Annotated in this window: 17 protein-coding genes; 7 read left to right on the forward strand and 10 right to left on the reverse strand. The window is 46.5% G+C overall.

What is annotated here, in order from left to right:
* The 7 genes from BM331_RS11080 to BM331_RS11110 all read left to right on the forward strand — a co-directional run.
* Positions 1-460: phage/plasmid replication domain-containing protein (locus tag BM331_RS11080; protein WP_256214903.1), on the forward strand; the 460-nt coding region annotated here is incomplete at its 5' end.
* Between the two features lie 33 nt (positions 461-493).
* Positions 494-709: a hypothetical protein gene (locus BM331_RS11085; RefSeq protein ID WP_074929522.1), complete on the forward strand. Its 216-nt coding sequence runs from the start codon at positions 494-496 to the stop codon at positions 707-709.
* An 89-nt stretch (positions 710-798) separates the two neighbouring features.
* Positions 799-993: a major capsid protein gene (locus BM331_RS11090; protein WP_074929523.1), complete on the forward strand. Its 195-nt coding sequence runs from the start codon at positions 799-801 to the stop codon at positions 991-993.
* A 9-nt stretch (positions 994-1,002) separates the two neighbouring features.
* Entirely contained in the window at positions 1,003-1,317 is a 315-nt protein-coding gene (locus BM331_RS11095) for a hypothetical protein (protein WP_074929524.1), read from the forward strand.
* Between the two features lie 154 nt (positions 1,318-1,471).
* Positions 1,472-2,704 carry a virulence factor TspB C-terminal domain-related protein gene (locus BM331_RS11100; RefSeq protein ID WP_074929525.1) on the forward strand — a complete coding sequence of 411 codons (1,233 nt, stop codon included), beginning with the start codon at positions 1,472-1,474 and terminating at the stop codon, positions 2,702-2,704.
* A 9-nt stretch (positions 2,705-2,713) separates the two neighbouring features.
* Complete coding sequence (locus tag BM331_RS11105; protein WP_074929526.1) at positions 2,714-3,007, forward strand: DUF2523 domain-containing protein; 294 nt, start codon at positions 2,714-2,716, stop codon at positions 3,005-3,007.
* Positions 3,004-3,972: a zonular occludens toxin family protein gene (locus BM331_RS11110; RefSeq protein WP_074929527.1), complete on the forward strand. Its 969-nt coding sequence runs from the start codon at positions 3,004-3,006 to the stop codon at positions 3,970-3,972. The genes BM331_RS11105 and BM331_RS11110 overlap by 4 nt, the downstream gene beginning before the upstream one ends.
* 235 nt (positions 3,973-4,207) lie before the next feature.
* Here BM331_RS11110 and BM331_RS11115 read toward each other — a convergent pair whose 3' ends face one another.
* The 10 genes from BM331_RS11115 to BM331_RS11165 all read right to left on the reverse strand — a co-directional run.
* Entirely contained in the window at positions 4,208-4,456 is a 249-nt protein-coding gene (locus BM331_RS11115; RefSeq protein WP_074929528.1) for a hypothetical protein, read from the reverse strand.
* A 47-nt stretch (positions 4,457-4,503) separates the two neighbouring features.
* Positions 4,504-4,998, reverse strand: a complete 495-nt coding sequence (locus tag BM331_RS11120) for a hypothetical protein (RefSeq protein WP_371265357.1) — start codon at positions 4,996-4,998, stop codon at positions 4,504-4,506.
* A gap of 577 nt (positions 4,999-5,575) precedes the next feature.
* On the reverse strand, positions 5,576-5,755 hold the full coding sequence (locus BM331_RS11130) for a DUF3606 domain-containing protein (RefSeq protein WP_074929531.1): 180 nt from the start codon (positions 5,753-5,755) through the stop codon (positions 5,576-5,578).
* Positions 5,756-5,823: 68 nt separating this feature from the next.
* Complete coding sequence (locus tag BM331_RS11135; protein WP_074929532.1) at positions 5,824-6,831, reverse strand: zonular occludens toxin domain-containing protein; 1,008 nt, start codon at positions 6,829-6,831, stop codon at positions 5,824-5,826.
* A complete protein-coding gene (locus BM331_RS11140; RefSeq protein ID WP_074929533.1) occupies positions 6,831-7,181 on the reverse strand; it encodes a hypothetical protein in 351 nt (116 codons plus the stop codon). The genes BM331_RS11135 and BM331_RS11140 overlap by 1 nt, the downstream gene beginning before the upstream one ends.
* On the reverse strand, positions 7,178-8,470 hold the full coding sequence (locus BM331_RS11715) for a virulence factor TspB C-terminal domain-related protein (RefSeq protein WP_143100962.1): 1,293 nt from the start codon (positions 8,468-8,470) through the stop codon (positions 7,178-7,180). The genes BM331_RS11140 and BM331_RS11715 overlap by 4 nt, the downstream gene beginning before the upstream one ends.
* The gene (locus tag BM331_RS12085; RefSeq protein WP_143100963.1) at positions 8,467-8,706 is read right to left on the reverse strand and encodes a hypothetical protein; all 240 of its coding nucleotides are present in this window, start codon (positions 8,704-8,706) and stop codon (positions 8,467-8,469) included. The genes BM331_RS11715 and BM331_RS12085 overlap by 4 nt, the downstream gene beginning before the upstream one ends.
* Before the next feature lie 33 nt (positions 8,707-8,739).
* On the reverse strand, positions 8,740-8,958 hold the full coding sequence (locus BM331_RS11155) for a major capsid protein (RefSeq protein WP_074929536.1): 219 nt from the start codon (positions 8,956-8,958) through the stop codon (positions 8,740-8,742).
* Between the two features lie 84 nt (positions 8,959-9,042).
* The gene (locus tag BM331_RS11160; RefSeq protein ID WP_074929537.1) at positions 9,043-9,264 is read right to left on the reverse strand and encodes a hypothetical protein; all 222 of its coding nucleotides are present in this window, start codon (positions 9,262-9,264) and stop codon (positions 9,043-9,045) included.
* Positions 9,265-9,331: 67 nt separating this feature from the next.
* The coding region (locus BM331_RS11165) for a phage/plasmid replication domain-containing protein (RefSeq protein WP_256214904.1) at positions 9,332-9,791 on the reverse strand (460 nt) is incomplete at its 5' end.

The raw sequence follows: 9,791 nt of genomic DNA on the forward strand, positions 1-9,791 counted from the left end.
CAAATATCAGGAACTGGAAAAACATCGCTGCAAGAAATCCGGATCTCACGTATCGCAAGAAGTTATCGAGTTCTGCAAAACCGAAGGCATTCTTCGAGAAGAATTCACGCTTAAATCACGCTTTCTCCTTCAAAACGGCCTGGCTTTTCTTGGCTCAATTACTCAACAAAAATTTAACGACATTTATAACGATCGCACTCAATTACAGAGGTTGGAAGATATGAAATTCGATAATTTTAATGATTTACCTTTTCGGCTTCGATCTACTTATGCCAGTTGGAAACTTGGTTTATCTCTGGATATTAGTAGGGCCACTTATTACCGTCATCGCACTGAACTTCTTTCCTACGGCATTGATATTTCTATTCCCAACAATGTTCACTATCTCCCCGAACGGGTTCGCACTGTCCAGCTCAAGGCACTGACAGCCCCCGACTGGTATATCCAAAACTACGGTTAATTTTTTTACAACACTACTCTATAGGAGCAAAAAATGTTTGACGCACAAATTTTCAAAACGGATAAGTTCATTAGTCGCAGAGATCAAGTTACTTGGTATACCTGTGAAGTATTAATTCCTTCTTTGTTTGTACAGTTGCCTTTGATGTCCGATAAGCCCTTTCAGCTAGGCGCTAAAGGTAAAGCGGTTCTTGGCTATACCGCAGATCGCAAAGCGTTGCGCGTTACTGATTTTCAGGTAGGTAGTTAGCCCCCAGCCGTTACCCCGTAACTTGTTATGCGGGTAACGGGTGTGTGTTACACGCCATCTTTCTTTAAATCAACTATGGAGTATCAAAAATGAAATACATCAAACAAGCAACCTGTGCATTGCCTTTCTTCCTGTTTGGCGCATCTGCTCACGCTGAACTTCCAGCCTCTGTAACCACAGCTATCACTGACGCCACAGCAGACGTCGGCACAGCTGGCGCTGCTATTCTGGGCGTGGTGATTGCCATTGTTGCTTTCGCCTGGATTCGTCGCGTACTCAAGTAAGGCGTAACCATGGGCAATTACTACCAAGGCAAATGTTTTTCTACCGCTCTCGATCTTCATCAGGAGATTGCCAGTAATTGCCCGACTGTATCCCAAGACGGCGCGTATTTGATCCAGTGCGCGCCTTCTGAAGCAAAGATTGTTCTGTCTCGTACAGATGTTAATACGCTTGTTACGACCGTAACGGATTACATCCCTCAGCAGATTGCTTGTGATCCTGATCTGCAATTAAACGATGGTATCGGAATGGCCTGGCTCATTGTTGGCGTTTGGATTTCCGCATGGTGTATCAAGCAAATCATTAACGTTGTTCGGAGTAGGTGATATGGATTTTTATCTCTTTTTTCTTTTATTCGGCTTTTTCTGGGGCTATTTCGATATCTGTTTTCGATTAATCGAATTTCTTTCAAAAGGAGAAAATAATGCTTGATATTGATTTCAACACTGCATCGCTTTTCATCGCCATAGTAGGGGCCACATGGATACTTTTGCGCGGCTGATCATTGTTGTTGTTCTCGCCGCTTTCTATGCCCCATCTCACTCGGCGACCTATACGCCTGATTTTGGCGAGCTGAAATCTATTGATGGTGATCTGCACATCACTCGCGGCAACGGCACTACATCCCTTATGTACCCTGATGCGGGTCTCTCGAAGTCAATTGACGTATCCACTTCAAAAGGTAATTTCCCCGTTCCGGTTCAAAAATCTTTTCCGGTTGTCCCTACCAAAGTTGCCAAAGCCGCAACCCGGTTCCTTAAGACTCTTCCGCTGATCGGTACTGCTATTACCTTTTACGATACCGTCTGTGATCTTAGTGATCTTTGCCTTGTTGATGGTCAGTTGTCGGTTATTACTCCGGGTATTTTCCCCAATGGTTATGCCACTTGTGAGGATGCTGCTGGTTTTTCTTCTTCTCCTCAGTACGTTTGTAATTTAGTTCGGAACAGTAATCCGGGTAAGACAATCTATTGGATGCGTTCTCCCGATAGTCTTTCTTCTTGTACTCTTGCTGGTACTGCTGGTTTCTCGTATGTAGCTCGTGGTTATATGGATTGTGTCGATCCACCTGTTGATAATAATCGCGCGCCTACTGAATCAGATTGGGCTTCTGCAGAAACCAAACTTGCCGCCCAACCGCAACAAGTCGCTGAAGCTCTCTATAACTCTGATGCCCCTGTGCCGGTCAATGCATCAACCCAATCTGCGCCGGTTACTCAACAGATCGCTCAAACATCCACGCAAACCAAAGACTCTCAAGGCAATGTCACTGGTACGCAAGTGGCAACCACGTCTGTCAAAGTCGAAGACACCAGCACGGCTGGTAACGTTACTTATAACGTTACTGAGACAACTACGATTACCAATTACAACGAAAACAATGAAATCACCAGTTCTCAAACCTCAACCTCTGATAATCAACCCCCGGAACCGCCCAAGCCGCCAGAACCTGAAGATGTCACCATGAATCACGGTGGTGTCCCGGAAATACCGCTGCTTACTCAAGTCATTGATGCTCAGGAAGAGCTCGACAATAACCAGCAGACCCCTTGGTCAGCCGGTACTTGTCCCGCTGATATTGATGTTGGTATCTACGGGTTGGAATTTTCTTTTGCCCCTTTCTGCACTTTTGCAGAAGGTTTGCGCCCGGTAGTTCTCACACTTGGCGCGTTTCTCTCTTTTTATATTCTCGCTGGCTTTAAATTTGATTAAGGGGTTCACATGCTTATTGAAACCGGTTTAGGCGCGTTCCTTGAGTCTACTGTTGGCAACCTTGCCAAAAAAGTGCTATCGACTCTCGGCGTTGGTGTTGTCAGCTATACGGGCGTTACGGGGGCCATGCAGGCCGCACTGGATGCGGTAAAAGGCTACTTTGACGCTATCCCCCAGGCTGCCTTTGATCTGCTCGGTCTTGCCGGGTTTGGTACCTTCTTTGCCATGATTGCAACCGCGATCATGTATCGGGTTGGTATGCAGATCATGCGTAAAACCTTCGGCATACTTAGCCCCACATGAGCATTACCTTAATCACCGCAGTACCGGGCGGCGGCAAGACGCTCTATGCCGTCTGGTACATCATCAAGAAAGCGGTTGGAGAGGGGAGAATCATCTACACCGCTGGCATCCCTGAACTCAAGCTGCCGGTAATATCTCTCAGTTATAGCCAGATTAAGCAATGGCCGGAACGGGAAGTGATCGAAGTTGATAATCCTACCGGTATCCCCATTCCCGACGATGAGCGACCAACCAAACTTAAGAACATTGCTGAAGGCTCTTTAATCGTTATTGATGAGGTTCAGTTTCTCTGGCCATCATCCGGCTCTAAAGCCCCTTCTGAAGATATATCCTATCTCACCAAACATCGCCATCACGGCCTTGAAATTGTCCTCATTACCCAATCTCCCCAGCTCGTTCACAAGAACGTTCTGGCCGTTGTGGACAAGCATCTTCACATTCGCAAAACATGGGCTGGCCGTCAGCTCTACGAGTGGCCCGAATACTGTGCTACCGTTCGCGCGGTCAGTTCACGCTTAAGCGCCATCAAAACAGGCTATAAACTTCCTAAAAAGGCGTTTGGTCTTTACCGCTCTGCATCGACCCATATCAAGCAACGAATGACCGTTCCGATCATCGTTTACTTGTTTCCACTCATCCTCATTGCCACGGGTTTTTTCTTCTATCGTTCCTATACTGGCGTAATGGCCCGTACTTCGCAGTTTTCAGAAACCCTCAAGCCTGAAACAAGCACTCAACCCTCTGACCCTCATTCATCCCAGAAAAAATTAACATCAACCGTTGCTCATCCTGTCACGCTTGCCCTGGTATCCAGTGAAGTAGACTGGTCAAAAGTATCTGCCTGTGTCTCCAATGAAACGAAATGCGTTTGCTATGGCAAATCTGCCGAGCGTCTCATCATCCCCCCTGAAACATGCCGCAAAGCTGTCACCTCTGGCTGGCCGGGTCAAGAAACGAAAGTCTGAATTTCTTTGTTTTTTTGCGCCAGCCGGCGATTTGGCTATGTTGGTGATTCGATAACTGAGCATCGTATCCAATCCCTATCTCCTTGCGTTGTCTAGCAGAAAATCAGCGACTCCCGCGATTACGGGTCATCAGTAATCGTGGGTTGCAGCTGTTTTCGTCGCGGGTCTTACCGGTTTGCTGATTTGTGCAAGTTCTCACCCCACGTATTCCTACAAAACGGGTTTGGGGTTGCTTTTAGATCAGTCCGATTTCTTTGTATGCTTTCAACGTTATTCCTCTTAGGTACCTTGGGTGATCCCTCTGAACGTCGAACCTGTGAAACAGCAATACTGATTTTTTGTACTCCAGAATTGCCACGATCTTCATTCCGTCTAAGTCTCTTCTATACACCAAAGCATCGAACTCAAGCATCGCTCTTGCTTTTTCTTCTGTCCAGAATGATCTGTATATTCTTTTCTTATCACGTAAATAGGTTTCAAACATTGTTTCTCCTTTGTTTTCTTACCTAATCGTGATGATTTTTGTTTTCTTTAGCTGAAACACCTTTCCAGCATCAGCCCGAACTTGCTTTCGGCGCTGACTTGCCGCCTGTAAAACTCTGCTTTGACTTCCAGCATTTCCATTTCCTCTGATCTTCGCAGTATCTCTTCTTTCAACAGTCTGATCTCGCTCTCCAGATACGCAACCATCTGACACCGGAAGAACAGGGCGCGTATATCGTCTGCACTGAAACCATTTCTCCATTCAGGCACATATATCAGCCCATTCTTGAAGTAGAAGCCATTCCAGCCACTCCCTAGTAATTCACTCACCTGGCCATGGAAGAACAATTTGACCAGCCTTATTGCTGATTCTGATGGCCTTCTCGTGCCTTTTTTCCACTGTTTGATTACTCGCGTTTCTTCCCCGGTGATTTCTTGCAACGTTTCTACGCTTACGCCGTACAGCAGATCATCCATTCTTCTTTTCTCCAGACGAAAAAAAACCCGCTCGGGGCGGGCATTTGAAACTGTGCTCTTCAGCACGCTAGCCTCAATGATCCGAAAGGGTTTATCAGTTCGTAGATCAGATTAGCGATGTAATCTGCCTTTCTTCTGAATACTCTCCGTCTATTAGATTTTACATAATGTAAATTATACGAAATCTAATAGAAGGAGAAACCAGAGGAGAAGGAGCGATTTGATCGCATCGTTTTTTGATAGTTGGTTAAATTTCTCATGGCAAACTCGTTACGCGGGTTAGACAAATGACGACAGAACAACCTCAATTCTTCCGGATCGACGCCTGCCAGCAACAGGCGTTTTTTTTCGTCTGCAATAAGGCGGTAATACCTGCGCTTACGAGCATTATTACGTTTGTAAAAGCGAAGAAACCAGTAAAGGCTATAAAGGCTGGTAGAAATCACGCGTACATCATGACTAACTAGGAAGAACGCAGCAAGCGCGAGAAAACTGGTTTATTAAACGTTTCAGTTCAGTAAGATGGAAGGCGGTTTGTGACAGGCGGCCTACGGGCAACACCGTGGTAAGACCCGCGACGAAAACTCGGGACAAAACGGGCATAAACCAAACCCGCCCATGCCCGAGATTTTCTGCTAATCAATTAATTTTTTTTAAAGTATTTTTCCACTTCATCTACGGAGGTGCCCACCTTATTAACAGCAGCCACTAATTCATCCTCACTAACCCCAAACTTTTTCTTCCAATAGTTAACCTCATAAGATTGGCCAATATTAATACGTTTTTTATCATGAGGTTCTGTAATCCTTGTATCGTCAGACATTTTAATCTCCATATGGATTGCGAGCACAGGGAACGCTCTTTAAAAATAGCGGCATCGAATACAAATACTTAATAAGTAGTTTGACTTTTTTCAGGTCGTTTCACCTGATCACGTGCAAAAGCAAGGCGGTTTTTGTTGTCGATGAAATCCTTACAGCGTTTGAGGGAAATTTCTTCAATCCTTTGGCTGTACTGATCATAGCAAATACACCTGGTCGCAGACGAGACGCAGGCAACGGGGATTCGTGGGGCTTTGGCGAGTTCGGGGATCGCCGGATCCCTTGGGGCGTAATAGTAGTGATTCGGGGCGTGTGTGATGGGGAGAATGTCGAAACTCGCGGTTTTAGTCGCTTGAGATTGAGATATTCCCTCTTTCTTGGTTTCCGTGGTTTTCTGGACTTCCTTTTTTTCCCCATCCATCCCCACAACTGATTTGAAGATCGTAGAGTTTGAGGCAAAGTAAGCAACGATGGAGATCAAAAAGACCATCAGAAGCCCGAGATAGATCAGACGCTTCGGAAGGCTTAACCCTTTTTTATGGGAGTCGGTAACCCCATCATCAGAGCGATAGAGTTTTAGACTTTCCTTCGGGAAATCATATTTCCGAGATTCATCCCTGGTGAACTTCAGATCCTCACGGATTTGACCAGACTCAGAGTACTTAACCCCGAAAGGCGTCAGTTCGAGATGAATATGACGACCGATGAGGCGGCGGAGAGCCACATCAATTTGCGTGGGCGCTTGTGCAGTAAATATCCAGTCTTGAGCAATCGATCTGGATTCAGCCAGGTGAGAATCAATAAATTCAGGGACAGGCTTACCAGCAATGCGGGATGGCCAGATTTTTTTAGCTTCATCAACAACATAAACCGTACCGGGCAGCTTGCCTATTTCATCAATGAGCGCCTGATTCTTGAGAACGTCTTGTCCCGGAAGCGCATAGTAAGCCCCTCCCCCTTGCCACTCGCGCACACCAACAACAACGGCACTGTCAGGGTAGCTGCTATGTTCAGTCAGCAACTTGACCATTAGAGCCGTCTTGCCAGTACCAAGGCTGCCGGTAATCAGGGTAAGCATTAGTTACCGGGTGGATTAGTCAGCCAAGTTAACGACGGCTGGATCATGAGCCACGTGGCCTTAGCCAAGTAGGCCGAGATGATGAGAGATAGACCCTCGAATATACCGAAGAGCGAGAGCATATCCATTGCATAAGCGCCAGCAACGGAATTGCCCCCCAGAGCAGAGACTTGAGAGAGGATGAAGTCACGCATATATTCAGCCGAATACATGATGACAACCATAGAGCCAATACCAATACCAGCACGGACAAAAAGACCAACAACTATACTGGTACCGATAACCGGTAACGCAGTAATGGTAAGCCAGCGCAGAGCGCCGGTGATGACAGAGACAGCGATTGAAATCATTTGGATACCACCACACGTAAGGCAACCACACCGGCCAGAATCAGCATAATTGCGCGGATCATAGGGGCAAGGTCACAGACAGGTTCAAAGTCAATTGAGAGATCAATATCCATCACCGTGAAGGCAATGGGCGGCGGACAGGATGCAGATGTTGCGATGATGCTGGTAGAAAACACCGGGTTGTCAGGTACCCGAGTCGGAAGCGCTTCAAATCCACCCAGAGAAGTATCCATATCAGGGATAGGCATGTCTTCAGATCCATCCTTGCCCCCGTTATTGTTACCAGAGTCATTACCAGCGTTTATCTTTCCATCATTGGTAACAGTGTTACTGACAGTCTCAGAAGTACCATCATTGAAGATATTGGTAATCGTAGTAGTGACAGACCCATCAGGATTGACAGTCTGATTCTTGGTCGTAGTGAGTGTCTTATTGCCTTGAGTCGTCTTTCTGACATCAGTCTGAACAGTGCTGCCAGAGGGAAGGCAAACATCCAGATCATTAATCTGACCAGGCACAGTACCGGAAGGACAACCACCTTCAGGCCCTTTATCCACCCCAAAATCAGGATCAGGACCCGGATCAGCAGCGGCGACAGAACTAGGAGAGCAAGTACCACCAGTAAAAGAAGCAGCCTGACAGTACATTTGAGACACACCGGTGACAGGATCAACCGAGACAGCGCCAGAGCTACACTGAACACCGCAAACAGCGCCCGGAGAACCCCCGCCAGAAGGATTAGAGATGCAAACACCAGTGCCAGCAATTGACGCGGTACCAGTTATGTCACCAGTAATGAGGGTATGGCCAACAGAGGTACCCAAGGCCGGACAATCAGGCGGCGCATTAGTACAGACGCCACCCTGATCGACAAAACCATCAGGACAAGAGGCGCAGACCTTGACACCCCCTTGAGTGGTAGGAAAAGAACCAGAACAAGTGGGACCGTAAAAAAAGTTACGATAAATAAAAAAACCACCAGCGTTAGAGTAACTACAACGGGCTAAAGACCCGGTATCGTAGTTGGCAGCAACATAATAATCACCAACATTAGTACTACCAACAGTACCGTAATTCGGCCGAGCATCAACGAAGGAGTAATCAGGCGGAACATGAGCATCACAGGCAGACTGCAAATCAGTAAAAACGCTGGGAGATGACCCCTCAAAGCTGGAGACATAAAGATAAGGCGCAGTGGATGCAGCACTAGCGGAAAAGGATAAAAAGAACAAGAAAGGCAGAAGCAATAACAAAGCCTTGGAGAGAGTCGATAAGCATAAAATCCTCATTTTCGGTTAAACATCGAGAAAAGAAGGTTGTAGGAAGCAGCGATACAGCAAGCGATAAGAAGCGCCCCAATCAAAGCGCCAACGTCAGACCAAGAAAGATCAGACAGGCCATTAGCCATGGGAACGGCTACCGGGGCAATACTGGACTGACAAACGGGCGAGAAAACACCGGCAGAGACTTCGGTAAGCGTGAGCTCGCTGTTATCAGCACAGGCAAGAGTGTATGTGATCGACATAGTAAAAAAGGGGGGTAACCCCCCCTTCCTCAATTAAGCGAACGCGCCACGGATGAGTTTCCAGGCAGCCAGCAGACCTAATGCCAGCAAGAAAGCCCCACCAACAACCGGGATTGCAGTATTAACAGCAGCAAATTGAGCAATCGCAGCGGTCACGTCAGCAGACATATCGGCATGGGCAAACATGGGCAGAGAGAACAGGCCGATGAGAACCGTAATCATGTACAAAGCCCGAGATTTCAACAGTTCCATTTTTGATACTCCTTTTAGGTTAAAGAAAAATACGGCATGCAGATCAATACACACCCCCTAGCCCCGAAGGCTAGAGGCTGGGCACTAAGAAGCAGACGTAGGATGAAAATCAGTAATACGAAGACCACGACGATCTTGTGAAAGACCAAGAACTACCTTGCCCTTGGAATTAGCCTGAAAAGGAGAATCAGACATAAAAGGCAAAAGAACTCCGAGAAGAGGAATAAAAATCTCACTGTTATAGTAAGTAACACCTGTTTTTTTACTGATAAAAGAAGAAACAGAAAGAACTTGAGAATCAATCATTAGTAACTCCATAAATGCCTAATCAGTGTTAAACCCGGAACGGCAGTAAATCCGGACACAAGAAAAATTAACCGTAGTTCTGGATGTACCAGTCGGGGGCTGTGAGCGCCTTGAGCTGGACAGTGCGAACCCGTTCGGGGAGATAGTGAACGTTGTTGGGGATAGAAATATCAATGCCGTAGGAAAGAAGTTCAGTGCGATGACGATAGAAAGTTGTGCGCTTAAGATTAATAGGTAAACCAAGCTTCCAGCTCGCATAAGTAGAGCGAAGACGCAAAGGAAGATCGTTAAAATTTTCGTATTTCATACCCTCTAACCTCTGAAGTTGTGTACGTTCGTTATAAATATCGTTAAGTTTTTGTTGAGTAATTGAGCCAAGAAAAGCCAGGCCGTTTTGAAGGAGAAAGCGTGATTTAAGCGTGAATTCTTCGCGAAGAATGCCCTCGGTTTTGCAGAACTCGATAACATCATCAGAGACGTGAGAACCGGACTTCTTGCAGCGATGTTTTTCCAGTTCCTGATACTTA

It is taken from the genome of Nitrosomonas eutropha (assembly GCF_900116685.1).
Taxonomy (GTDB): domain Bacteria; phylum Pseudomonadota; class Gammaproteobacteria; order Burkholderiales; family Nitrosomonadaceae; genus Nitrosomonas; species Nitrosomonas eutropha_A.

Bases quoted from the DNA above. Each gene is read 5' to 3' on its own strand.
- BM331_RS11090 (WP_074929523.1), top strand. From the start codon at position 799: ATGAAATACATCAAACAAGCAACCTGTGCATTGCCTTTCTTCCTGTTT.
- BM331_RS11105 (WP_074929526.1), top strand. From the start codon at position 2,714: ATGCTTATTGAAACCGGTTTAGGCGCGTTCCTTGAGTCTACTGTTGGC.
- BM331_RS11130 (WP_074929531.1), bottom strand. From the start codon at position 5,755: ATGTCTGACGATACAAGGATTACAGAACCTCATGATAAAAAACGTATT.
- BM331_RS11155 (WP_074929536.1), bottom strand. From the start codon at position 8,958: ATGGAACTGTTGAAATCTCGGGCTTTGTACATGATTACGGTTCTCATC.
- BM331_RS11095 (WP_074929524.1), top strand. From the start codon at position 1,003: ATGGGCAATTACTACCAAGGCAAATGTTTTTCTACCGCTCTCGATCTT.
- BM331_RS11110 (WP_074929527.1), top strand. From the start codon at position 3,004: ATGAGCATTACCTTAATCACCGCAGTACCGGGCGGCGGCAAGACGCTC.
- BM331_RS11160 (WP_074929537.1), bottom strand. From the start codon at position 9,264: ATGATTGATTCTCAAGTTCTTTCTGTTTCTTCTTTTATCAGTAAAAAA.
- BM331_RS11135 (WP_074929532.1), bottom strand. From the start codon at position 6,831: ATGCTTACCCTGATTACCGGCAGCCTTGGTACTGGCAAGACGGCTCTA.
- BM331_RS11715 (WP_143100962.1), bottom strand. From the start codon at position 8,470: ATGAGGATTTTATGCTTATCGACTCTCTCCAAGGCTTTGTTATTGCTT.
- BM331_RS11140 (WP_074929533.1), bottom strand. From the start codon at position 7,181: ATGATTTCAATCGCTGTCTCTGTCATCACCGGCGCTCTGCGCTGGCTT.
- BM331_RS11100 (WP_074929525.1), top strand. From the start codon at position 1,472: ATGGATACTTTTGCGCGGCTGATCATTGTTGTTGTTCTCGCCGCTTTC.
- BM331_RS11115 (WP_074929528.1), bottom strand. From the start codon at position 4,456: ATGTTTGAAACCTATTTACGTGATAAGAAAAGAATATACAGATCATTC.
- BM331_RS12085 (WP_143100963.1), bottom strand. From the start codon at position 8,706: ATGTCGATCACATACACTCTTGCCTGTGCTGATAACAGCGAGCTCACG.
- BM331_RS11085 (WP_074929522.1), top strand. From the start codon at position 494: ATGTTTGACGCACAAATTTTCAAAACGGATAAGTTCATTAGTCGCAGA.